This is a genomic window from Streptomyces sp. bgisy159, assembly GCF_057707805.1.
Window position 1 is genome coordinate 177,974 of record NZ_JBYIQX010000012.1, and the last position, 21,806, is coordinate 199,779.

General features: G+C 74.3%; 20 protein-coding genes and 1 pseudogene. 14 read left to right on the top strand and 7 right to left on the bottom strand.

Annotated features, from left to right (window positions below):
• Nucleotides 1–2: 2 nt before the first annotated feature.
• From AC3ET3_RS15020 to AC3ET3_RS15035, 4 genes are read left to right on the top strand one after another with little or no spacing between them, the layout of a single operon-like run.
• Nucleotides 3–1,940, top strand: a complete 1,938-nt coding sequence (locus AC3ET3_RS15020) for a transketolase (RefSeq protein ID WP_432133857.1) — start codon at nt 3–5, stop codon at nt 1,938–1,940.
• On the top strand, nt 1,937–2,899 hold the full coding sequence (gene ligD / locus AC3ET3_RS15025) for a non-homologous end-joining DNA ligase (RefSeq protein WP_435612291.1): 963 nt from the start codon (nt 1,937–1,939) through the stop codon (nt 2,897–2,899). Before AC3ET3_RS15020 ends, ligD begins: the two co-directional genes overlap by 4 nt.
• Complete coding sequence (locus AC3ET3_RS15030; protein ID WP_432133859.1) at nt 2,896–3,666, top strand: GvpL/GvpF family gas vesicle protein; 771 nt, start codon at nt 2,896–2,898, stop codon at nt 3,664–3,666. The genes ligD and AC3ET3_RS15030 overlap by 4 nt, the downstream gene beginning before the upstream one ends.
• 49 nt (nt 3,667–3,715) lie before the next feature.
• On the top strand, nt 3,716–4,474 hold the full coding sequence (locus AC3ET3_RS15035) for a GvpL/GvpF family gas vesicle protein (protein WP_432133860.1): 759 nt from the start codon (nt 3,716–3,718) through the stop codon (nt 4,472–4,474).
• 30 nt (nt 4,475–4,504) lie between these two features.
• On the opposite strand, the gene AC3ET3_RS15040 is transcribed toward AC3ET3_RS15035, so the two are convergent.
• Together AC3ET3_RS15040 and AC3ET3_RS15045 are read right to left on the bottom strand one after the other, a co-directional pair.
• Nucleotides 4,505–4,675, bottom strand: a complete 171-nt coding sequence (locus AC3ET3_RS15040; RefSeq protein ID WP_432133861.1) for a hydrophobic protein — start codon at nt 4,673–4,675, stop codon at nt 4,505–4,507.
• A 64-nt stretch (nt 4,676–4,739) separates the two neighbouring features.
• Nucleotides 4,740–5,561, bottom strand: coding sequence for a class I SAM-dependent methyltransferase (locus tag AC3ET3_RS15045; protein WP_432133862.1), 822 nt, complete (start codon nt 5,559–5,561; stop codon nt 4,740–4,742).
• Between the two features lie 210 nt (nt 5,562–5,771).
• Here AC3ET3_RS15045 and AC3ET3_RS15050 point away from each other — a divergent pair, with 210 nt between their 5' ends.
• Nucleotides 5,772–7,391 carry an ABC-F family ATP-binding cassette domain-containing protein gene (locus AC3ET3_RS15050; RefSeq protein WP_432133863.1) on the top strand — a complete coding sequence of 540 codons (1,620 nt, stop codon included), beginning with the start codon at nt 5,772–5,774 and terminating at the stop codon, nt 7,389–7,391.
• Nucleotides 7,392–7,475: 84 nt separating this feature from the next.
• Here AC3ET3_RS15050 and AC3ET3_RS15055 read toward each other — a convergent pair whose 3' ends face one another.
• The gene (locus tag AC3ET3_RS15055; RefSeq protein WP_432133864.1) at nt 7,476–8,594 is read right to left on the bottom strand and encodes a baeRF2 domain-containing protein; all 1,119 of its coding nucleotides are present in this window, start codon (nt 8,592–8,594) and stop codon (nt 7,476–7,478) included.
• Between the two features lie 57 nt (nt 8,595–8,651).
• Between AC3ET3_RS15055 and AC3ET3_RS15060 the strand changes: the two are divergent.
• Nucleotides 8,652–8,912: pseudogene (locus tag AC3ET3_RS15060) on the top strand (DUF6158 family protein); the annotation flags it as partial.
• 173 nt (nt 8,913–9,085) lie between these two features.
• On the opposite strand, the gene AC3ET3_RS15065 reads toward AC3ET3_RS15060, so the two are convergent.
• Both AC3ET3_RS15065 and AC3ET3_RS15070 read right to left on the bottom strand, forming a co-directional pair.
• Nucleotides 9,086–9,625 (bottom strand): type 1 glutamine amidotransferase domain-containing protein, encoded by a 540-nt coding sequence (locus tag AC3ET3_RS15065; protein ID WP_432133865.1) that lies wholly within the window; start codon nt 9,623–9,625, stop codon nt 9,086–9,088.
• A 288-nt stretch (nt 9,626–9,913) separates the two neighbouring features.
• Nucleotides 9,914–10,288 carry a DUF2795 domain-containing protein gene (locus AC3ET3_RS15070; protein ID WP_432133866.1) on the bottom strand — a complete coding sequence of 125 codons (375 nt, stop codon included), beginning with the start codon at nt 10,286–10,288 and terminating at the stop codon, nt 9,914–9,916.
• 158 nt (nt 10,289–10,446) lie between these two features.
• Here AC3ET3_RS15070 and AC3ET3_RS15075 point away from each other — a divergent pair, with 158 nt between their 5' ends.
• From AC3ET3_RS15075 to AC3ET3_RS15095, 5 genes are all read left to right on the top strand, one after another.
• Entirely contained in the window at nt 10,447–10,623 is a 177-nt protein-coding gene (locus tag AC3ET3_RS15075; RefSeq protein WP_432133867.1) for a hypothetical protein, read from the top strand.
• A 166-nt stretch (nt 10,624–10,789) separates the two neighbouring features.
• On the top strand, nt 10,790–13,165 hold the full coding sequence (locus AC3ET3_RS15080; RefSeq protein ID WP_435612292.1) for an ATP-binding cassette domain-containing protein: 2,376 nt from the start codon (nt 10,790–10,792) through the stop codon (nt 13,163–13,165).
• A 360-nt stretch (nt 13,166–13,525) separates the two neighbouring features.
• Nucleotides 13,526–14,164, top strand: coding sequence for a hypothetical protein (locus tag AC3ET3_RS15085; protein ID WP_432133869.1), 639 nt, complete (start codon nt 13,526–13,528; stop codon nt 14,162–14,164).
• 254 nt (nt 14,165–14,418) lie between these two features.
• Nucleotides 14,419–15,666 carry an aminotransferase class I/II-fold pyridoxal phosphate-dependent enzyme gene (locus AC3ET3_RS15090; protein WP_435612293.1) on the top strand — a complete coding sequence of 416 codons (1,248 nt, stop codon included), beginning with the start codon at nt 14,419–14,421 and terminating at the stop codon, nt 15,664–15,666.
• Complete coding sequence (locus AC3ET3_RS15095; RefSeq protein ID WP_432133871.1) at nt 15,663–16,877, top strand: MBL fold metallo-hydrolase; 1,215 nt, start codon at nt 15,663–15,665, stop codon at nt 16,875–16,877. The genes AC3ET3_RS15090 and AC3ET3_RS15095 overlap by 4 nt, the downstream gene beginning before the upstream one ends.
• Nucleotides 16,878–16,920: 43 nt before the next feature.
• Here AC3ET3_RS15095 and AC3ET3_RS15100 read toward each other — a convergent pair whose 3' ends face one another.
• Nucleotides 16,921–17,562 carry a DedA family protein gene (locus tag AC3ET3_RS15100; RefSeq protein WP_432133872.1) on the bottom strand — a complete coding sequence of 214 codons (642 nt, stop codon included), beginning with the start codon at nt 17,560–17,562 and terminating at the stop codon, nt 16,921–16,923.
• On the bottom strand, nt 17,559–18,332 hold the full coding sequence (locus tag AC3ET3_RS15105; RefSeq protein WP_432133873.1) for an MBL fold metallo-hydrolase: 774 nt from the start codon (nt 18,330–18,332) through the stop codon (nt 17,559–17,561). The genes AC3ET3_RS15100 and AC3ET3_RS15105 overlap by 4 nt, the downstream gene beginning before the upstream one ends.
• A gap of 84 nt (nt 18,333–18,416) precedes the next feature.
• On the opposite strand from AC3ET3_RS15105, the gene AC3ET3_RS15110 reads away from it, so the two are divergent.
• From AC3ET3_RS15110 to AC3ET3_RS15120, 3 genes are all read left to right on the top strand, one after another.
• On the top strand, nt 18,417–18,818 hold the full coding sequence (locus tag AC3ET3_RS15110) for a hypothetical protein (protein WP_432133874.1): 402 nt from the start codon (nt 18,417–18,419) through the stop codon (nt 18,816–18,818).
• A gap of 220 nt (nt 18,819–19,038) precedes the next feature.
• Entirely contained in the window at nt 19,039–21,135 is a 2,097-nt protein-coding gene (locus tag AC3ET3_RS15115; protein ID WP_435612298.1) for a phage holin family protein, read from the top strand.
• A 252-nt stretch (nt 21,136–21,387) separates the two neighbouring features.
• Nucleotides 21,388–21,806: OsmC family protein (locus AC3ET3_RS15120; RefSeq protein WP_435612294.1), on the top strand; the 419-nt coding region annotated here is incomplete at its 3' end.

The following is a 21,806-nucleotide window of genomic DNA, read 5'->3' on the forward strand; positions in this document are numbered from 1 at the left end:
CCATGGACACCGCAGAACTTGCCGCGCTCGGACAGCAGTTGCGTGTCGACAGCGTCCGGGCCTCCGCCGCCGCGGGCTCCGGGCACCCGACCTCCTCGATGTCCGGCGCCGATCTGATGGCCGTACTGCTCGCGCACCACCTCCGCTACGACTTCGACCGGCCCGGCCACCCCGGCAACGACCGTTTCATCCTGTCCAAGGGGCACGCCTCGCCGTTGCTCTACGCGGCGTACAAGGCGGCGGGCGCCATCGACGACGCCGAGCTGCTCACCCTGCGCGAGCTGGGCAGCCGCCTCGAAGGCCACCCCACCCCGCGACGGCTGCCCTGGGTCGAGACGGCCACCGGTTCGCTCGGCCAGGGGCTGCCCATCGCCGTGGGGGAGGCGCTGGCGGGCCGTCGGCTGGAACGCGCCGACTACCGGGTGTGGGTGATGTGCGGGGACAGCGAACTCGCCGAGGGCTCCGTGTGGGAGGCGGCCGAGCACGCCGCGTACGAGAACCTGGACAACCTGACCGCGATCGTCGACGTCAACCGGCTCGGCCAGCGCGGCCCCACCCGGCACGGCCACGACATCGACGCCTACGCCCACCGCTTCGCCGCGTTCGGCTGGCACACGGTGGAGGTCGACGGGCACGACGTCGACGCGGTCGACCGCGCCTTCGGCGAGGCCCGCTCCACGCTCGGCCAGCCCACCGTGATCCTCGCCCGCACCCTGAAGGGCAAGGGCGTCGCCGACGCGGAGGACAGGGAGGGGCTGCACGGCAAGCCGCTCAAGGACCCGGAGGCCGCCGTCGAGGAGCTGGGCGGGGATCGCCAGGTCCGGGTGACGGTGCGGCTGCCGCAGGGCGGAGCCGGCGCCGGGACACCGTCCACGGGCGCCCGGACACCGGATGCCGCCGACCGGACACCGGATGAGGGCGACGGTATGTCGTATGCAGCCGGTCGTCGTCGGGATGCGCGCCGGGACGCCGACCTCCCCACCTGGGACAAGGGCGACGAGGAGGCCACCCGCAACGCCTACGGACACGCGCTCGCCGCCCTCGGCACCGCCCGCGGCGACGTCGTCGCCCTCGACGGCGAGGTCAGCGACTCCACCCGCGCCGAGTACTTCGCCAAGGAACACCCCGACCGGTTCTTCGAGTGCTACATCGCCGAGCAGCAGCTGGTCGCCGCCGCCGTCGGGATGGCCGCCCGCGGCTGGGTGCCCTACGCCTCCACGTTCGCCGCCTTCCTGACGCGCGCCCACGACTTCGTGCGGATGGCGTCCGTCAGCGGCGCCGGGGTCAACCTGGTCGGTTCCCACGCGGGCGTCGCCATCGGTCAGGACGGGCCCTCGCAGATGGGCCTGGAGGACCTGGCGATGATGCGCGCCGTGCACGGCTCGACCGTCCTCTACCCGTGCGACGCCAACCAGACGTCCCGGCTGGTGCAGGCGATGGCCGAGCTGGACGGAATCCGGTACCTGCGTACCTCCCGCGGCGCCACGCCGGTGCTCTACGGGCCCGACGAGGAGTTCCCCGTCGGGGGCAGCAAGGTGCTCCGCTCGGCCGGCGAGGACGACCGCGCGACGCTCGTCGCCGCCGGGGTGACCGTGCCCGAGGCGCTCGCCGCCGCCGACACCCTGGCCGGCGCCGGCATACCGGTCCGCGTCATCGACCTGTACTCGGTCAAGCCCGTCGACCGGGAGACCCTGCGCCGGGCCGCCGAGGAGACCGGCTGCCTGGTCACCGTGGAGGACCACCACCCCGAGGGCGGCCTCGGCGACGCCGTCCTCGACGCGTTCACCGACGGACGCCCGGTGCCGCGCCTGGCCCGGCTGGCGGTCCGGACCATGCCGGGCTCCGCCTCCCCCGCCGAGCAGCTGCACGCCGCCGGCATCGACGCGGAGTCGATCGCGACCGCCGTCCGACTGCTGGTGGAGCACGCGGTGGTGCCATGAGCGGCACACAGACGCTGAGGGTGCGCACCGCGCGCCGGACCGTCGAGGTGCGGCGCGCGGACAAGGTGATGTTCCCGGGCGACGGCGGCGCGCAGGGGGCGGCGAAGGAGTACACCAAGGGCGACCTCGCCGAGTACTACCGGTCGGTCGCCCCCTTCATGCTGCCCCACCTGCGCGGTCGCCCCCTGATGCTGGAGTGCCACCCCGACGGCCTCGGCGGTCCCCGCTTCATGCAGAAGAACACCCCCGAGCACTACCCCGACTGGATCACCCGCGGCGAGGTGCCCAAGGAGGACGGCACCGTCCGGCACACCGTGTGCGACGACGCCGCGACCCTGGTCCACCTCGCCGGCCAGGCCTGTCTCACCCTGCACCGCTGGCTCACCCGCGCCGCTCACCTGGAGCGCCCCGACCTGATGGTCTTCGACCTCGATCCGCCCGACGACGACTTCCGCGCCGTCCGGCGGGCGGCACGCCGGCTGGGCGATCTCCTCGACCAACTGCGCCTGCCCTCGGGCCTGATGACCAGCGGGTCACGCGGCCTGCACGTGGTGGTGCCGCTGCACGCCCGGCACGGCGTCGACGAGGTGCGCGCCTTCGCCCGCGACGCCGCCGCCCTGCTCGCCGCCGAGCACCCGGACGAACTCACCACCGCCGCCCGCAAGAAGGACCGCGGGGACCGGCTCTATCTCGACGTCCAGCGCAACGGCTACGCGCAGACCGCCGTCGTCCCCTTCTCGGTACGGGCGCTGCCCGGGGCCCCCGTCGCCGTTGCGCTGGCCTGGGAGCAGCTCGACGACCCGGACACCGGCCCCCGCCGGTGGACCGTCGCCGACGCCGTCGACCAGGCCCGCACCCGACCGTGGTCCGGCCTGGCCCGCCGGCGCCGCGCCCTCGCCCCGGCCCGCCGCCGGCTCGACGCGCTGCGCGGGGCGGAGCGGAAGGAGGCCGAGAGGTGAGTACCTACGTCTACGGCATCGTCGAACGCGCACACGCGGACGCGGTTCCTTTCGGCACGACCGGCGTGGGGGAGCCGCCGCAGCCGGTGCGGATCCTCGCCGAGGGCGACCTCGCGGCCGTCGTCAGCGACGCGCCCGAGGGGCTGCGGCCCCGCGACAGCGCCCTGGCCGCCCACCGACACGTGCTCGCCGCCGCTGAGGCCGCGGGCTGTGTGCTGCCCATGCGGTTCGGCAGCATCGCCCCCGACGACCACGCGGTCGCCGCCGTCCTCGCCGAACGCGCCGAGCACTACCGGGAGCGGCTGCGGGCGCTGACGGGCAGGGTCGAGTACACGGTGCGGGCGGCCCACCACGAGCAGGCCGTGCTGCACCGGGTACTGGCCGAGAGCCCCGAGTTGCGCGCCCTGGCCGAGGCGAACCGGCGGGCGGGCGGCGGGACGTACGCGCAGAAGCTTCAGTTCGGGGAGATGGTGACGGCCGCCGTCCAGGCCCAGGAGGCCGAGGAGGCGGCCGAGGCCCAGCACACTCTGGAGGCGTCCGCCGAGGCCGTCAGTGTCGGCTCCGCCTCGGAGGGGTGGCTGGTCGACGTCTCCTTCCTGGTCGACCGGGACAGCGCCCCCGAGTTCCTGGCCGCCGTGGCGGGGCTGCGCCGCAGCCATCCGCACCTCGATCTGCGCGCCGAGGGCCCGCTGCCGCCGTACAGCTTCGTGGAGCCCGGCCCCGCCGCGCCCGCGGGCACGGTGGTGCCCGACGAGAATCCGGAGTAGCACGGAAACCGGATGAGGCAGGGGCGCGCCCCGGGAAGGAGGAGGCCGCATGGCCGGACTGCGGTACGTGTATGCCGTCTGCCGTCCGTTCGACACTCCGCTCCAGGTCCAGCTGACGGGGGTGGCGGGCGCTCCGGCCCGGCTGCTGCACCACCACGGGCTGGTCGCCGTCGTCAGCACGGTCTCGGAGGTCGACTTCGCCGAGGAGCCGCTGCAGACCCATCTGGCGGATCCGGACTGGCTGGCCCGGATGGCTCGCGGCCACCGGCAGGTCGTCGACGCGCTCACCGTGGTGACCACGCCGCTGCCGCTGTGGCCGGCCACGGTCGTCGCCGACGACAGCGAGGTCCGCGTGATGATCGAGGAACGGGAGGACCGCTTCCGCGACATCCTCGACCGGCTCCGGGACCGCGTGGAGTGGGGGGTGACGGTGTCGGTGCCCGGGGCGTCGGCCACCGGCACGACACCGCCGGGCGGCGGCGCGGAAGGCGGCCCCGACGCCCGGCGGGCGGCCGTTGAGGCCCGGCGGGCGGCCCAGGCGTTCGCCGAGCGGCTGCACGCCGATCTCGCCGGGCACGCGGAGGCGGCCCGGCGGAACCTCCCGCATCCGCTCGCCCCGCCCCTCACCCGGCCCGACGACTTCGCACCTCAGGTGCTGAACGCCGCGTATCTGGTGCCACGCACCGAAAGCGAGCAATTCGTGGAAATCGTCGACCGGGCGGCAAAGGACGAGGAAAGCGGAACGCGCGTGGATCTCGCCGGGCCGTGGGCCGCTTATTCCTTCGTGGAATCAGAAGGGCAGACGTGAACGAAAGGCGGGTCGGTGCGGCACCTCACATCACCACCTGTACCAGCGACCCCTTCCCCCGCTCGCCGTCGTCCCCCGAAGGAGGAATCCCAGCAGCCAGACGACGAGGACCGCGAGCGCGATCCACCAGAGAACCTTCACCGCGAATCCGACGCCGAAGAGAATGAGCGCCAGGAGCAGTACCAGCAGGATGGGAACCATAATGTGAAACCTCCTGCAGTCCGGGTTTCCAGAAAACGCCGAACAATTCCATGTTCCTGAGCGGTCAGGCTTCTTTCCGGCAGAGGATCTCCCCGTGCAGGACCGCGAACCAGCCGTCCTCCTGCCGGCCCCACTCCCGCCATGCCCCGGCCACCGCCTCCAACTGCTCCCGGGTGGCGTGCCCGCCCACGGTGGCGCGCTCGGCGTACGCCGAGGCCAGCGTCCGGTCCGCCCACAGGCCGCTCCACCAGGCCCGCTCCTCGGACGTGGCGTAGGTCCAGGTGCCGGAGGTCACGGTGACGTCGGTGAACCCGGCCGCCCGCGCCCAAGCCTTCAGCCGGCGTCCGGCGTCCGGCTCGCCCCCGTTGGCCCGCGCCACCCGCTGGTACAGGTCCAGCCAGTCGTCCAGGCCGCCGGACGCGGGGTACCAGGTCATCGCGGCGTAGTCGGCGTCCCGTACGGCGACGAACCCGCCCGGCCTGGTGACCCGCCGCATCTCGCGCAACGCCGCCACGGGGTCGCCGACGTGCTGCAGCACCTGGTGGGCGTGGACCACGCAGAACGTGTCGTCGGGATGGTCGAGGGCGTGGACGTCGGCCACCGCGAAGTCGATGTTGGTCAGCCCGCGGTCGGCGGCCGTGGCCCGGGCCTGCTCCAGGACCTCCGGCGCCCGGTCGACGCCGGTGACCCGGCCGTCGGGGACCAGGGCGGCGAGGTCCGCGGTGATCGTTCCGGGCCCGCAGCCGATGTCCAGGACGCGCATGTGCGGCTTGAGCGTGTCCAGCACGTATGCGGCGGAGTTGGCGGCGGTGCGCCAGGTGTGCGACCGCAGGACCGACTCGTGGTGTCCGTGGGTGTAGACGGCGGTCTCACGTGCTTTCGGCATGGCTGTACCCCTTCACGTCGTACCGGCTCCCCGGGCTCGACCGGATCCCGTGGCGATGGCCCGAACGGTACGCCGACAGTCGCATGGTGAGACGTTTTGTTTCGACATATGGACAGGGGTGGGTCGGTCCCGTGGCGGCCGGCGCCCTGACGGCCGGGCCGGGGGATAAGCGTTTGCCCGCCCGGTGCCCCGCCCGCAGAATGCGTCCCCATGGGACATCTGGAAGCAGCGCACCTGGAGTACTACCTCCCCGACGGGAGGGCGCTGCTCGGCGACGTGTCCTTCCGGGTGGGCGAAGGGGCCGTGGTGGCGCTCGTCGGGCCGAACGGCGCCGGCAAGACGACCTTGCTGCGGCTGATCTCCGGGGAGCTGAAACCGCACGGCGGGTCCGTCACCGTCAGCGGCGGGCTCGGTGTGATGCGCCAGTTCGTGGGCTCCGTGCGCGACGAGACGACCGTACGGGACCTGCTCGTGTCCGTCGCCCCACCGCGCATCCGCGCCGCCGCCGAGGCCGTCGACCGGGCCGAGCACGCCATCATGACCGTCGACGACGAGGCCGCCCAGCTGCGCTACGCGCAGGCCCTCGCCGACTGGGCCGAGGCGCGCGGCTACGAGGCCGAGACCCTCTGGGACATCTGCACGACGGCGGCGCTCGGCGTCCCGTACGAGCGCGCCCAGTGGCGGCAGGTGAGCACCCTGTCCGGCGGAGAGCAGAAGCGGCTGGTCCTGGAGGCGCTGCTGCGCGGCACCGACGAGGTGCTGCTGCTGGACGAGCCCGACAACTACCTCGACGTGCCCGGCAAGCGCTGGCTGGAGGAGCGGCTGAAGGAGACCCGCAAGACGGTGCTCTTCGTCTCCCACGACCGGGAGCTCCTCGCCCGCGCCGCCGAGAGGATCGTCTCCGTGGAGCCCGGCCCGGCCGGGGCCGACGCCTGGGTCCACGGCGGCGGCTTCGCGACCTACCACGAGGCACGGCGCCGGCGCTTCGCCCGCTTCGAAGAGCTGCGCAAACGCTGGGACGAGAAGCACGCCCAGCTGAAGAAGCTGGTGCTGACCCTGCGTCAGGCCGCGGAGAACAGCACCGACATGGCCTCCCGCTACCGCGCCGCGCAGACCAGGCTGCGCAAGTTCGAGGAGGTCGGCCCGCCGCCGGAGCCGCCGCGTGAACAGGACATCACCATGCGCCTGAAGGGCGGCCGGACCGGGGTGCGCGCGGTGACCTGCCAGCAGCTGGAACTCACCGGGCTGATGAACCCCTTCGACCTGGAGGTCTTCTACGGCGAACGCGTCGCCGTGCTCGGCTCCAACGGCTCCGGGAAGTCCCACTTCCTGCGGCTGCTCGCCGGTGAGGACGTGGCGCACACCGGGCGGTGGAGACTCGGCGCGCGCGTCGTGCCCGGGCACTTCGCGCAGACCCACGCGCACCCCGAACTCCTCGGCCGCACCCTCGTCGACATCCTGTGGAAGGACCACGCCCAGGACCGGGGCGCGGCGATGTCCCGGCTGCGCCGCTACGAGCTGACGAACCAGGCCGAGCAGTGCTTCGACCGGCTCTCCGGCGGCCAGCAGGCCCGCTTCCAGATCCTGCTGCTGGAACTGCGGGGCGCCACCGCACTCCTGCTCGACGAGCCCACCGACAACCTCGACCTGGAGTCCGCCGAAGCCCTGCAGGAAGGCCTGGAGGCGTTCGACGGCACGGTCCTCGCCGTCACCCACGACCGCTGGTTCGCCCGCTCCTTCGACCGCTACCTGGTGTTCGGCAGCGACGGCCGGGTCCGGGAGACCCCGGACCCGGTGTGGGACGAGCGGCGGGTGGAGCGGGCGCGGTAGCGCGGCAGCGGCCGCCACGGCCCTTCCTCGCCGTGTGCGGCGTCCCCGCCGCGGCGGGGACGCCGGGTGGCGCGGCCGCCCCGGTCACTTCCAGCGGAGCAGCGCGCCCATGCCGCCGGCCGGGGTGTCCTCGCCCTCGTCCGGCAGCGCCGGGGCCACCGAGATGGCCGGGGCGCCCGTCTCCACGGCGGCCCGCAGCAGCGCGTCGTCGGCGCGGGCGGACCAGGCGTCCGGCTCGCCCAGGGTGCGCAGCTCCTGCCGGCGGACCGCCAGCTGGTCCGGGCCCTCGCCGATCCACACCTCACGGTGCGTGTCCGGGCCGTCCAGCCGGATCAGCAGCTCGTCGATCCGGTGCTCACGGGCCGCCTCCACCAGCGCGGGCACCCCCTCGACGGCGACGGTCCGGCCCTCGTCGTCCGGGGCGCGGGCGGCCTGGAACCGCTCCAGGTCCTGTCGCGCCCGCATCCGCACATGCGCGGTCCGTGCCCGCTCCACCTCCTCGTCCAGCAGCCGGCTCCCGGTGCCGTGCTCGGCCTCCACCACCCGGTCGTGCAGCCGCTGCGGCAGCCGCTCGTGCACGGCCCGGCACTCCCGGCCGTCGCCCACCAGGATCAGCAGATCGGCCCGCGTCTCCTCCTGGCACACGGCGAGCGCGTCGGCGATCTCCGCGGCGTTGTGCTCCCAGGTGTTCTCCACCCGGAGCTGGAAGTGCCGCTCCGACCAGTCGCCCGTGCTCGTGCGGTGCACCGGCCACTGCCGGCCGGTGACCCCGCCGGCGTCCTGGCCGCCCACGCCGCTGCGCAGCTCGAAGTCGGCGCCCTTGCGGTCGATGTAGGCCACCACGCACAGCGGATCCTCCCCGGCCAGCTCCAACAGCGGGGCCACGTGCGGCAGCGGCGCCCACAGCGCGGTCGTACCCGTCGGCGGCCGGCGGGCCAGCGGCGGGTCCAGCACGATCCGGCCGGCCCGCGCGAACAGGGCCCGCCCGTGCGGGTCGGTCGCGTGCCGCAGGTCGCGCACCGCATCCCGTACGGCCGTGCAGGTGGCCTCGTCCGCCCCCTGCCCGGCGAGATCCCGGGCCACCGCCGCCGCCGTCATGTCCCGCACCTGCGCGGTGTCCTCGGCGTGCTCGGAGAGGTCGACGTACACCGAGGCCCAGGGGCCGGAATGTTCGTACAGTGGATGCAGAAAAGCCAGGTCCATGGCGCCCTCCCGGAGGCCGCTCGGGGGTAGTGCTCCCCGAGCGGGTACCCGAACGGCATGGACGAACACGACGAGCGGGGCACCACGATGACCGGAGTCGACCCGGACCGGCTGGACGACCAGCAGCTCATGAAGGAGCTGGAGACGATCCACCGCACACGCCACGACACCCTGCTGTACGGCTCCAACGACGCGCTGCGCGCCCACAACGAGCGCATGGCCCAGTTGGAGGGCGAGTACCTGCGGCGCAACCCGCGCCGCTTCGTCGCCCCGGGCCGCACCCGCGACGGCGCCCGCGAACGCGCCGCCGACGGCGGTCGGCCCGCCCGCCGCGAACCGAAGGCGGCCTCGGCGGCCACCGCCGGCGCCCCCGTCGGCAAGTGGGGGCCCGGCACGAACGGCCCGGGCACCGACGACCGCCCCCGCGGGGCCTGAGCCCACGGGGGCGGGAAGCACCGGTCGGCAGCCGTCCGCGGACGACTGCCGGCGGCCTACTCCTCGGCGGCGAAAACCTCCAGGTAGGTCTCGCAGAACGCCTTCAGGTCGTCCGGCTTGCGGCTGGTGACCAGCTTGTTGGGGCCGTTCTCGCAGACCTTGACCTGTTCGTCGACCCAGGTGGCGCCCGCGTTGCGGACATCGGTGCGCAGGCTGGGCCACGATGTCAGGACCCGGTCCCGTACGACGTCGGCCTCGATCAGCGTCCACGGCGCGTGGCAGATCGCCGCGACCGGCCGCCCCCGCTCGAAGAAGTCCCGTACGAAGGCGACGGCCCGCTCGTCGGTGCGCAGGAAGTCCGGGTTGGCGACCCCGCCCGGCAGCACCAGGCCGCCGAACGACTCCGCGGACGCCTCGCCCACCACCTCGTCCACCGGGAAGGTGTCGGCCTTGTCGAGGTGGTTGAACCCCTGCACCTCACCCGGCTTCGTCGACACCAGCACGGGCTCGTGGCCCGCGTCCGCCGCCGCCTGCCAGGGGTCGGTCAGCTCGACCTGCTCGACGCCCTCGGGTGCGGTCAGAAACGCGATACGCATGATCAGTCCTCCGTGGATCGGTTCATGATTCGTCGGTCACGGACCGGCGCCGCCGGCCCGCCGCTCAGGGCGGCCGACCGGGCCACGGCCCGCGCGCACGGCTCCTCGCCGTAGGGGAGCACCGCGCACAGCCGATCGCGGCGGCGGTACCCGCCGGACAGCCGCGGGGGAGCGGAGGGCGTGGCGACCGCAGCTGCCACGCGCGCGGATCACCACGCCCGCCGCACAGCGGCGACCGCATCTCGTCCGGGTGGAGACACCCGGCGATCTCGGTCGCCCGGCCCCGCTTCATCCACGCTCCTCCACCAGCGCCTCGGCCACCTGCCGCGCACTCGACCACTGGGTCTTCGGCGGCAGCTCGCGCACGGCGTCGATCAGGGCGTCCGGGGCGTGGTGCCGACGCAACTCGCCGACCAGCGCGTTGGTCGCGGTGGGGAAGCTGCCGCGGCCCAGGCTCCGGGCCAGCTCCAGCCGGACCGTCTCCACCGACGCGCCCGACGGTGCCACGGGTCCGCCCCAGACCGCCGGGTCGTCGTCGGCGGCCGGCTCCGGATCGTGCCACTCCTCGGACCGGGTGGGGTGCCCGGACCTGAGCAGGCCTTGCAGTTCGTGCTTCATCTCGTCGTCCCGGTGCACGTTCAGCCGGTCACTGCCTCGCTGCATGTCTTCCTCCAGACCTCCGGAAGACCCCTCGCGTACCCGGCCTGCGGAAGCCGACACGGCATAGGGCGAGGTTCGCCCGGGTTTGCCGGGACCCCGCCGGGAGACCCGAGGCCTGCCCCCCACGTGGCACCCCAAGGGACTCTGGGGAAGGACATCTCATGGCGCTGCTCGCCGCCGTTCTCATCCCGGGCGTGATGTTGCTCGTCGTCCTCGGCCTCGGCCGCTACGAGGATCTGCTTCTGCCCACCGACAACGACCCACCGCCCGCCCTCCCGGCCCGGCGCCCAAAACGCACGGAGACGGGACGGGCGACGGCGGCCCTGAGCAGACGCTGAGGCGGCGGGCGGACGCCGGTGGTCCGGGGGGGGGATGACCGGAATCGGCAGGCGGCGGACGAGCCGGAATCGGTGTGCGGCGGATGACCGGAATCGGTGTGTATGCGTCCGGAATCCGTGAGAAATCGAGAAGCAGCGCCCTCCCGGCCCGCCTAGCCTGGCCGTCATGGGCCTCAGCAATCACGCGCCGCACCCCGCAGACAGCCACGACCTGATCCGTGTGCACGGGGCACGCGAGAACAACCTCAAGGACGTCAGCATCGAGATCCCGAAGCGCCGGCTGACGGTGTTCACCGGCGTCTCGGGCTCGGGCAAGAGCTCCCTGGTGTTCGACACCATCGCCGCCGAGTCGCAGCGGCTGATCAACGAGACGTACAGCGCCTTCGTGCAGGGGTTCATGCCCAACGTGGCGCGGCCCGAGGTCGACGTGCTGGACGGACTGACCACCGCGATCACCGTGGACCAGCAGCGGATGGGCGCCGACCCGCGCTCCACGGTCGGCACCGCGACCGACGCCAACGCGATGCTGCGCATCCTCTTCAGCCGGCTCGGCGACCCGCACATCGGCCCGCCCGGCGCGTACTCCTTCAACGTCGCCTCGGTGAGCGCGAGCGGCGGCTTCACCGTCGACCGGGGCGCGGACAAGACCCGGACAGAGAAGGTCACCTTCACCCGCACCGGCGGCATGTGCACGCACTGCGAGGGCCGCGGCACCGTCTCCGACATCGACCTGACCCAGCTCTACGACGACTCCAAGTCCCTCTCCGAGGACCCCTTCACCATCCCCGGCTACACCGGCGGCGGCTGGGTGGTACGGGTCATCACCGAGTCGGGCTTCCTCGACCCGGACAAGCCCATCCGCCGGTACACCGCGCGCGAGCGGCACGACTTCCTGTACCGCGAGCCCACCAAGGTCAAGATCAACGGCATCAACCTCACCTACGAGGGACTGATCCCCAAGCTGCAGAAGTCGATGCTGTCCAAGGACCGCGAGGCGATGCAGCCGCACATCCGCGCCTTCGTGGACCGGGCCGTCACCTTCACCGACTGCCCCGAGTGCGACGGCACCCGGCTCAGCGCGCTCGCCCGGTCCTCGAAGATCGACGGCATCAGCATCTCCGACGCCTGCGCGATGCAGATCAGCGACCTGGCCGCATGGGTGCGCGGCCTGGACGAGCCGTCGGTGGCGCCGCTGCTCGCCGCGCTGCAGCACAGCCTCGACTCGTTCGTGGAGATCGGCCTCGGATATCTGGCGCTCGACCGGCCGGCCGGCACGCTCTCCGGCGGCGAGGCCCAGCGGGTGAAGATGATCCGCCACCTCGGCTCCTCCCTGACCGACGTCACCTACGTCTTCGACGAGCCCACCGCGGGTCTGCACCCCCACGACATCCAGCGCATGAACCGGCTCCTGCTGCGCCTGCGGGACAAGGGCAACACGGTGCTCGTCGTGGAGCACAAGCCCGAGGTGATCGCCATCGCCGACCACGTCGTCGACCTCGGCCCCGGCGCGGGGACGGGAGGCGGCACGGTGTGCTTCGAGGGCACCGTCGGGGGCCTGCGGCGCAGCGACACCGTCACCGGCCGCCACTTCGACGACCGGGCCGCGGTGAAGGAGACCGTACGCAAGCCCACCGGCACCCTGGAGATCCGCGGCGCGAGCCGCCACAACCTGCGCGACGTCGACGTGGACGTCCCCCTCGGCGTGCTCTGCGTCGTCACCGGCGTCGCCGGCTCCGGCAAGAGTTCGCTGCTGCACGGCTCGCTCCCCGCCGACGCCGGTGCGGTGTCGGTCGACCAGAGCCCGATCCGCGGCTCCCGGCGCAGCAACCCGGCGACCTACACGGGGCTGCTGGATCCGATCCGCAAGGCATTCGCCAAGGCCAACGGCGTGAAGCCGGCCCTGTTCAGCGCCAACTCCGAGGGCGCCTGCCCCACCTGCAACGGCGCCGGCGTCATCTACACCGACCTGGCGATGATGGCGGGGGTGGCCACCACCTGCGAGGACTGCGAGGGCAAGCGGTTCCAGGCGTCGGTGCTGGAGTACCGGCTCGGCGGGCGCGACATCAGCGAGGTGCTGGCGATGCCGGTGGAGGAGGCCGAGGAGTTCTTCGGCGCCGGGGAGGCGCGCACCCCCGCCGCCCACCGGATCCTGGAGCGGATGGCGGACGTCGGCCTCGGCTATCTCAGCCTCGGCCAGCCGCTCACCACTCTGTCCGGGGGCGAACGCCAGCGGCTGAAACTGGCCACGCACATGGCCGACAAGGGCGGCGTCTACGTCCTGGACGAGCCCACCACCGGTCTCCACCTCGCCGACGTCGACCATCTGCTGGGCCTGCTGGACCGGCTCGTCGACTCCGGCAAGTCCGTCATCGTCATCGAGCACCACCAGGCGGTCATGGCCCACGCCGACTGGATCATCGACCTGGGCCCCGGAGCCGGCCACGACGGCGGCCGGGTCGTCTTCGAGGGCACCCCGGCCGACCTCGTCACCGCCCGCTCGACCCACACCGGCGAACACCTGGCGGCCTACGTCGGCGCCTGACCGGCCCTCGCGCCTCCGCGCCCTCGGGAACCCGGCCTCGTCACCGCAACCCGGAACGGCGGGACATCCGCGCTCGGGCGGCGGAGGCGACGCACGCCGGTGGCGCTCCGGCCGAGGGCGCGAGGCACGCCCGTAGCGGCTGGGGGCGGTATCCGTGTCCCCGGGCGGGCGGGATTCACCCGCTCGGGTGCGCGACTGCCGCCAATGGAGGGCCCGCGCGCGCGTGCCCGGCCCGCGCGGGCTCTGATGAGGGGGTACGTCGTCCCCTCCCGGCGGGGAGGGCCGCACCCTTCCCCGCCACCCGGGCCGGGCAGGGGGCAGGTCCCTCCCCGGCCGCCTGACCACCTACGGAGCACCCCCATGCGCCGCACCGTCCGTGTCCTGGCCGTCGCCGCGCTCGGCGGCGCCGTCCTGGGCGTCGCCCCGGCCGCGTACGCGGAACCGGCCGCCGAGGTCACCCCGGGCAGTGTCGCGCCCGGAGGCACCGTCACCGTGTCCGTGACGTGCGACCCCCTGGGCGGACCGGCGCCCGCGAGCCTGGACGCCACCTCGCAGGCCTTCGCCGAGGGGACCGTGGCCCTGCAGAAGGCCTCCGGCGCCGACGACGAACTGTCCGGCCCCGAGTACCGCGGCACCGCCCGGATCGCGGACGCCGCGCACTTCGAAGGGGGCGACGGCACCGGGCCCGACACCGCGTGGACCGTGGACGGCACCTGCCCCGCACCCCCCGGCGGGAAGGGCCAGCCGTGGAGCGTCACCTTCGACGTCACCAGGACCGCCCCCGCCCCCGCCCCCAGCCCGTGCCCGTCGCCCCACGGCACCCCGCCGCCCGGGCCGACCTGCGGCAAGGCCCCCGTCCAGCGGGGAGTGCACGCCGGGCAGGGGGGTGCCTTCACCGACTCGGTGCCGGCCCTGGTCGCCGGCGGCGTGCTGATCGCCGGAGCCCTCGGGGCCGCCGTGCACCGGCTGCGGCGCCGCGACGGCTCGGTGGGCGCCTGACCCCCGGCGGATCACCCGGCGGACTCACCGGCGGACCGTACGACCGGGACGGTCGCTCGGTCGGTGGCGGGTCGCCCGGTGGACCCTACGAGCGGGGCGGGCGGCCATGGGAGGCGGGCACGCTGGGTACTCACAGCCCGAGGGCACGACCGGCCCCGTACGGTGTGCCACGCCTCAGCCGCCCCTGGCGGCCGGCGTGCGCGGCGGCGGGACGCCGTGCCGGGACAGCACCGACGGACTGCGCGGAGGAACGGATGGGGCGGACGGTACCGCAGGACCACGGGCCCGTCCGCTACGGCCCGCCGCTGCCCGTGGACGGGCTGCCGGTCCTGCCCGAGGTCGCCGACGTCCTCGCGCGGGCCGCGGTCCGCGCCGACGCCGAACCCGTCGGCGGCACCCCGCTCCTGCTCGACGCGGCCCGCGGTTACTGGCAGCGGCGGGGGATCACGGCGGGCACCGACCGTGTCGCCGCCGAGCCCGGCGGCGCCGCCCTGCTGGTGGCGCTGACCGCCGCGCTCGGCGGCGACGTCCTGGTGCCCCGGCCCTGCGCCGCCTGGTGGGCGCCCTACGCACGGCTGCTGGGCAGACCCGTGTTCCACGTGGCGACACCCGCCGAGTGCGGCGGCGTTCCCGACCCCTACGCCCTGCTGGAGACCGTCCGCCGGGTCCGCGACGAGGGCGGCGACCCGCGCCTGCTGGTGCTCTCCGTGGCCGACGACCCCACCGCCACCGTCGCCCCGCCGGAGGTGCTGCACGAGGCCGTGGAGGCCGCCGCCGGAGCCGGACTGCACCTGGTCAGCGACGAGACCTGGCGCGACACCCTGCACGACCCGCACGACACCGTGCCGCTCAGCCCCGCCGAGATGCTGCCCGACCGGGTCACCGTCGTCACCGACCTCGCCGGGGCGCTGCTCCCGGCCGGCTGGCCGGCCGCCGTCGCCCGCCTGCCCGCCGGACCGGACGGAGCCGCCCTGCACGCGCGCGTGCTCGACGTCCTCACCGCGCTCGGCGGCCGCGTCGCCGCGCCCGTCGCGGCCGCCGCCGCGTACACCCTCGGCGAACCCGAGCCGGTGACCGCGCGCGTGGCCGCCGCCGTGCGCCTGCACGCCCGCCTCGCCGCCGCCGCACACGGCGCGGTCGTCGACGCCGGCGCCCTGGCCCGCCCGCCGCGCGCCGGCCGGCACCTGTACGCCGACCTGGCGCCGTTGCGCGCCGAGCTGGCCCGCCACGGCGTCGGCGACGCCCAGGACCTGGAGGACTTCCTGACCGCCCGGCTCGGCATGCCCGCGGCCGGCGGCCACCGCTTCGGCGACGACCTCGGCGCGCTGCGGGTGCGGCTGTCCACCGGGCCGCTGCTGGGCGCCACCGACGACGAGCGCGCCGACTGCCTCGCGTCACCCGCCCCGCTGGAACTGCCGCATGTGCGGCGCGCGTTGATCCATCTGAGGTCGGTCCTCGACGATCTCCGCGATGACGCTCAGCGATGGGAGCCTCCTCGATGACGCAGCAGTCCGAGACGACCACCCCCGAGAGTGTGACCTCCGAGAGCCTGCCGGCAGACCCTCTCCCCACGGAGACGTTGCCCACCGGAACGGTGCCCACCGAAACGTTGCCCACGGAGACGCTGACGGAGCCGCCGGGTGCGGAACCGGGGACCGCGGGCGGCGCGGCCGGGGCGTTCGCGGACGCCCCCACCCGCACGGTGCACGCCGTGCCCGCCACGGGCCCCGGAGCCGCCCCGTACCCGCCGCTCGCCGAGCCCCGGCCACTGGGCGAGCGGCGGGTGTGGCCACGTACCTTCCACGACCGGCTGACCGCCCCGCTGCCCGGCCTGAAGGCCCTGGCCCGCTTCGCGCGCGAAGGCGCGGTGCGACCCGGGCGCGCGGGCCTCGCCGACATCCCGCTGCTCCCGTACGAGCCCGGCCCGCTGCCTCGCGTCGACACCCGCACCGTGGCCGTGACCTGGGCCGGGCACGCCAGCTGGGTGGTCCGCGTCGGCGGGCTGACCGTACTGACGGACCCGGTCTGGTCCCGCCGAATCCTCGGCACTCCCGCGCGGATCACGCCGGTCGGCGTGGACTGGTCGGACCTTCCCCGCATCGACGCCGTCGTCATCAGCCACAACCACTACGACCACCTCGACGCCCCCACCTTGCGCCGGCTCCCGCGCGACACACCGGTCCTGGCCCCGGCCGGGCTCGGCCCGTGGTTCCGCCGCCGCCGTTTCACCTGCGTCACCGAGCTCGACTGGTGGGAGGCGGCCGAGCTGTCCGGCGTCCGGTTCGACTTCGTGCCCGCCCACCACTGGTCCAAGCGCACCGCCACCGACACCTGCCGGAGCCTGTGGGGCGGCTGGGTGCTCACCGCGCCCGACGGACAGCGCCTGTACTTCGCGGGGGACACCGGCTACGGCCACTGGTTCGGCCGCATCGGACGGCGCTACCCCGGCATCGACCTCGCTCTGCTGCCCATCGGCGCCTACGACCCCCGCTGGTGGCTCAGCGACGTCCACTGCGACCCCGAGGAGGCGGTACGAGCCGCCCGGGACCTCGGCGCCCGCCGGATGGCGCCGATGCACTGGGGTACGTTCGTCCTGTCCGCCGAGCCCGTCCTGGAGCCGCTGACCCGGGTCCGGATCGCCTGGGAGAAGGCGGGCCTGGCCCGGGAGGACCTGTGGGACCTGCCGGTGGGGGGCTCACGGGTCCTGGAGTAGCCGTCGGGACAGGGAGTGGGGCCGGGGCGGGCGGGTCGGATGGTCAGGAACCGGAGCCTGCTGCATCCGTGCCGCGGACCCGCCGCCACAGCCCGGGCGCCACACTGATCAGCAAGGTCAGCGCGACCGCGGCCAGCACGCCCTGCCACGGCTCCGGGAACAGCGAGCCGCCCAGGATCCCGATCAGCTGGTACGTCACCGCCCAGGCCAGGCAGGCCGGCAGGTTGCCGCGCACGAACCGGCGCATGGGCCAGTGGGCCATCAGGCAGGCCAGCATCACCGGGATCCGGCCCGCCGGCACCAGCCGGGACAGCACCAGCACCGCCACCCCGTGGTCCGCGAGCCTGTCCTGCGCCTGGACCAGGCTGTCCTCCGGGGCCCGTGCGCGGATCGCCGCCAGCCAGCGCGAGCCGTTCCTCGACCGCATGCCCCGCTGCCCCAGCCAGTACAGCGTCACGTCGCCCAGGAACGCCGCGAGCGACGCCGTCACGAACACCAGCGCCAGAGCGGCCGGCGGAGCCGAGCGGTGAACCGCCACCACCGCCGCCGAACTGACCAGCGCCCCCGTCGGCACCACCGGCACCAGCGCCCCGATCAGCACCAGCAGGAAGAGCGACGGATAACCCACCGCCTGCTGAGTGGACTCCGGGGGCACGGTCGTGGCGGTCGCGGCCAGTGCGCTCACCGGGCCGCCTCCGGCCGGACCCGCTCCCCGTGACCCAGCCGGTGCACCGCCACCTCGGGCGCGAGCGCGGCCGCGTGCCGGACGAACTCCTCGCCCGGCGTGTGGAACTCGTGGGGGCGCACGGCGTCCATGCCGATCGGCCAGTACGTGCCGTAGTGCACCGGCACCGCGCTGTGCGGCGCCAGCCTGGCCAGCGCCTGCGCCGCCCGCTCCGCGTCCAGGTGCCCGTCGCCCAGGTACGGTCCCCAGCCGCCCACCGGCAGCAGCGCCACGTCGACCGGCCCGACCTCCTTCGCCATCGTCTCGAACAGTCCGGTGTCCCCGGCGAAGTAGGTGCGCGTCTCGCCCTCGACGACATAGCCGAGCGCGGGGCAGCGGTGCGGGCCGAACGGCAGCCGGCGCCCGTCGTGCAGCGCGGGCACCGCCCGGATCGCGAGGTCGCCGACCGTCGTCTCGTCGCCCGGGGCCATCTCGGTCAGCCGCAGGTGGGTCAGCCGCCGCAGGCCCGGCACGGCGCGCGGTGCGCCCAGCGGCACCAGCAGGCGCGTGCCCGGCGCAAGGCGCGCCAGGGACGGCACATGGAGGTGGTCGGCGTGCAGGTGCGACACCACCGCCACGTCCGCGTGCCAGGCGGGGGGCGGGGGCAGCGCGCCGCGGCGCCTGCGCAGATGCGCGAGCCGGCGCGCGAACAGGGGATCGGTGAGGACGCGTATGTCCGAGTCCTCGACCGTGCAGGTGGCGTGACCCCACCAGGTGATCTCCACCGGCACCTCTTTGCCTCCTTCGCGCGACTCCCCCGAAGCCTACGGGCAGCGGTAGGGTCGGCGGCGAAACCCGGAGGTGAGGGGGACGCCATGGGATCGGTCCGCGTCACGGCGATCGCGAGTCTGACGCCGCTTCAGGAGCTGGACGCCGATCCCTTCCTGGTGGATTCCCGCACCCAGCACGCGATGTGCGCACGCTGGGCCGAGGAGCGCGGCTATGTCGTCGCGCGTGAGCTGCTGGTGCGCGGTCTGCGCGCCGATCACTGCGTGCTGTGGGACGGCGTCCGGCCGGGCACCGACCTCTTCGTCGCCCCCAGTCTGCGCGTCCTGCGCAGTGCCCTGTCGTCCGTGGAGGACTTCGCGGCCGAGTGCGCGCGACGCGGGGTGCGGGTGGAGACGGTGGGGTGCGCGGAGCCGTCGTACGACGCGCAGATGAAGGCCCGGGTGCACCGGCGGCTGTCGATGCCCACGGCGGGGTACGACGGGCGGTAGGCGGTCGGCGGTCGGCGGTGGATGGTCGACGGTTGACGGTGCATGGTCGACGGTCAACCGTATGCAGGCCGTCGCTGCCGGTCGTGGGAAGGCGGTCGGCGGAAGGTCGCCGGCCGGCCGCCAGAAGGCCGTCCGGGCCGGTCCAGGGAAGGGGCGCCGGACGGCCGACGGGCCGTGTGACAGGCTGGTGGTGACACAGTCCCGCGGCGGCGGGGCCGGGATGCGAGGTGGGGCGGGCGTGCTAGGAGTGCGTTGGCGGCGGGTGCTGTCCCAGGTCGGACGGAGTGTGACCGTCTGGGGGGTCTCCACGGTCACCATGCTGGTACTCGCGGGCATCCTGCCGGACTTCCGGCTGCAGTCCACCGACGGCGACAGCGCCACCACCATCGCCGTCACCGCCGCGATCGGCGCCGGCGTCTTCGGCGTGCTGTCTGCCCTCGTCTGGCCTCTGCTCGTCCGGCTCCTGCTGCTGGTGCCCGCGCTGGTGCTCGGGCTGCTGGTGTTCTTCCTCAACGGCTCGCTGCTGCTGGTGGCGCTCCGGCTGACCCCCTCCGGGCAGACGGAGGCGGCCCCCGAGACCGCCGTGATCGTCGCCGCCGTGATGTCCGCCGTCGCCTCCGCGACCGGTGGTGCGCTCGCCGTCCGGGACGACGACGCCTACCGGCGGCGCCTGTACCGGCTCGCCGACCGCCGCAGGGGCGACCGGCCCGCCTGCCCGGACACGCCCGGCACCGTCTTCCTGCAGCTCGACGGCGTCGGCCACGATGTGCTGCTGGCGGCCGTCCGCAAGGGCGTCCTTCCGACCGTCGCCCGCTGGCTCGGCCACGGCGACGGCCTCGCCCCGACCCACCGGCTCACGCCCTGGCGCACCGACTGGTCCAGCCAGACCGGGGCCAGTCAGCTCGGCATCCTGCACGGTTCCAACCATGACGTCCCCGCCTTCCGCTGGTACGAGAAGGACCGTGGTGAGGTGATGGTGTGCAATCGGCCGACGGCCGCGGCCGAACTGCAACGGCGCGCCATACTGCACACGAAGGACGGCGGACTGCTTTCCGTCGACGGCGCCAGCCGCGGGAACCTGTTCGGCGGTGGTGCCGACGAACAGGCACTGGTGCTGTCGGTCGCCATCAGCCGTCGCACCCGGGAGAACCGTTCCCGCTCCGGTTACTTCGCCTACTTCTCCGACCCGGCCAACGCCGTGCGCACCGCTCTGTCCTTCATCGCCGAGGTGGTCCGCGAACTCACCCAGTCGACCGTGGCCCGGCTGCGCAAACGGCGCCCCCACGTCGCTCGAGGCGGCCTCTACCCCTTGGTCCGGGCCTTCGCGACCGTCATCGAACGGGACGTCGTGGTGGCCGCCGTCATGGGCGATCTGCTCGCCGGCCGCACCGCCGTCTACGCCGACCTCGTCGCCTACGACGAGGTCGCGCACCACTCCGGACCGCTCAGCCGGGACGCCGAGAAGGTCCTCGCCCGCCTCGACCGGGCGCTCGCGCTGATCGAGAAGGTCGCCGAGCACGCCCCCCGTCCGTACCGGATCGTCGTCCTGTCCGACCACGGCCAGAGCCCCGGCGAGACCTTCCGCGCGCGCTACGGACTCACCCTCGGTGACCTGGTGCGGGCCGGTTGCGGCCTGCCCGTTTCGCGCCGCGCGCGGCGCACCCGCAGCGGCGCCGAGGCCCGCGCCGCCGTCCGGGCGGCCCTGCGCCGACCGGTGGAGGAGGGCGGCGATCAGCACCGGCCCGCCGGCCGCCGTTCCGAGCCGATCGTGCTGGCCTCCGGCAACCTCGGGCTGGTCTCCTTCCCGGACGTGCCGCACCGGATGACCAAGGAGGAGATCGACGCCCGCCACCCCGGGCTGCTCACCACCCTCGCCAACCATCCCGGCATCGGCTTCCTGCTGGTGCGCAGCGCCGAGCACGATGGCGTCGTCCTCGGTGCCTACGGGGCGGAGATCCCCGTCGAGGAGCTGCGGGACGGGGAGGGCCCGCTCGCCCCGTTCGGGCCGGGGGCGGCCGACACCGTGCGCCGGACCCACTCGTTCCCGCACGCCGCCGACATCATGATCAACTCCTTCCACGACCCGTCCGACGGCGAAGTCCTCGCCTTCGAGGAGCAGATCGGCTCCCACGGCGGCCTCGGCGGCGCGCAGGCCCGGCCGTTCCTGCTGTCGCCGCACGCCCTGTCCGCGCCCGCCGCGGACGGGGCGGAGCCGGCCGGCGCCGAGCACGTCCACCGCGTACTGCGCCGGTGGCTGGCGGAGTCGAACGGCTCCCCGGTGCCGCTGGAGGCCCCGCGGGAGGAGCGGGCGGCCTGACGAGCGGCCGTACCCCCGGACGTCACGGCCGCATCCCTGGACGTCACGAGCGCGCCTCTGGACGTCACGGCGCACTCCTGGACGTCACGGGCCGCAACTGCACGCCGCTGCCGGGTCGGCGGTGCCGCGCGCGGCACCGGCTTCTCCCGTGCGTCCGGCGGTCGTTCACCGCCCGTGGGCCGGTGTTCGGCGTACGGTGAGCCGGGATGTGATCGGATGGGATCACGGCATGTCGATGCGAAAGGACCAAACGTGGCTACCACACGCTCCGCACACACCGTCTGGGAGGGCGACCTGCTCAAGGGCAGCGGCGTCGTCACCTTCGACTCCTCCGGGGCGATCGGCGAGCAGCCGGTGACCTGGGCCTCCCGGGCCGAGGAGGCGAACGGCAGGACCAGCCCGGAGGAGCTGATCGCGGCGGCGCACTCCAGCTGCTTCTCCATGGCGTTCTCCAACATGCTGGCGAAGCAGGGCACCCCGCCCAGCAGGCTGGTCACCTCCGCGGACGTGACCTTCCAGCCGGGCGAGGGCATCACGGGCATCCACCTGACCGTGGAGGGCACGGTCCCCGGCATGGCCGAGGACGCCTTCCTCGCCGTCGCCGAGGAGGCCAAGACGGGCTGCCCGGTCAGCCAGGCGCTGAAGGCCGTACCGATCAGCCTGACGGCGAA

What these genes read in the sequence shown, in the direction of transcription:
- AC3ET3_RS15020 (WP_432133857.1), top strand. Translation starts at nt 3, where the DNA reads ATGGACACCGCAGAACTTGCCGCGCTCGGACAGCAGTTGCGTGTCGAC.
- ligD (WP_435612291.1), top strand. Translation starts at nt 1,937, where the DNA reads ATGAGCGGCACACAGACGCTGAGGGTGCGCACCGCGCGCCGGACCGTC.
- AC3ET3_RS15035 (WP_432133860.1), top strand. Translation starts at nt 3,716, where the DNA reads ATGGCCGGACTGCGGTACGTGTATGCCGTCTGCCGTCCGTTCGACACT.
- AC3ET3_RS15040 (WP_432133861.1), bottom strand. Translation starts at nt 4,675, where the DNA reads ATGGTTCCCATCCTGCTGGTACTGCTCCTGGCGCTCATTCTCTTCGGC.
- AC3ET3_RS15045 (WP_432133862.1), bottom strand. Translation starts at nt 5,561, where the DNA reads ATGCCGAAAGCACGTGAGACCGCCGTCTACACCCACGGACACCACGAG.
- AC3ET3_RS15050 (WP_432133863.1), top strand. Translation starts at nt 5,772, where the DNA reads ATGGGACATCTGGAAGCAGCGCACCTGGAGTACTACCTCCCCGACGGG.
- AC3ET3_RS15055 (WP_432133864.1), bottom strand. Translation starts at nt 8,594, where the DNA reads ATGGACCTGGCTTTTCTGCATCCACTGTACGAACATTCCGGCCCCTGG.
- AC3ET3_RS15065 (WP_432133865.1), bottom strand. Translation starts at nt 9,625, where the DNA reads ATGCGTATCGCGTTTCTGACCGCACCCGAGGGCGTCGAGCAGGTCGAG.
- AC3ET3_RS15070 (WP_432133866.1), bottom strand. Translation starts at nt 10,288, where the DNA reads ATGCAGCGAGGCAGTGACCGGCTGAACGTGCACCGGGACGACGAGATG.
- AC3ET3_RS15075 (WP_432133867.1), top strand. Translation starts at nt 10,447, where the DNA reads ATGGCGCTGCTCGCCGCCGTTCTCATCCCGGGCGTGATGTTGCTCGTC.
- AC3ET3_RS15080 (WP_435612292.1), top strand. Translation starts at nt 10,790, where the DNA reads ATGGGCCTCAGCAATCACGCGCCGCACCCCGCAGACAGCCACGACCTG.
- AC3ET3_RS15085 (WP_432133869.1), top strand. Translation starts at nt 13,526, where the DNA reads ATGCGCCGCACCGTCCGTGTCCTGGCCGTCGCCGCGCTCGGCGGCGCC.
- AC3ET3_RS15090 (WP_435612293.1), top strand. Translation starts at nt 14,419, where the DNA reads ATGGGGCGGACGGTACCGCAGGACCACGGGCCCGTCCGCTACGGCCCG.
- AC3ET3_RS15095 (WP_432133871.1), top strand. Translation starts at nt 15,663, where the DNA reads ATGACGCAGCAGTCCGAGACGACCACCCCCGAGAGTGTGACCTCCGAG.
- AC3ET3_RS15110 (WP_432133874.1), top strand. Translation starts at nt 18,417, where the DNA reads ATGGGATCGGTCCGCGTCACGGCGATCGCGAGTCTGACGCCGCTTCAG.
- AC3ET3_RS15115 (WP_435612298.1), top strand. Translation starts at nt 19,039, where the DNA reads ATGCGAGGTGGGGCGGGCGTGCTAGGAGTGCGTTGGCGGCGGGTGCTG.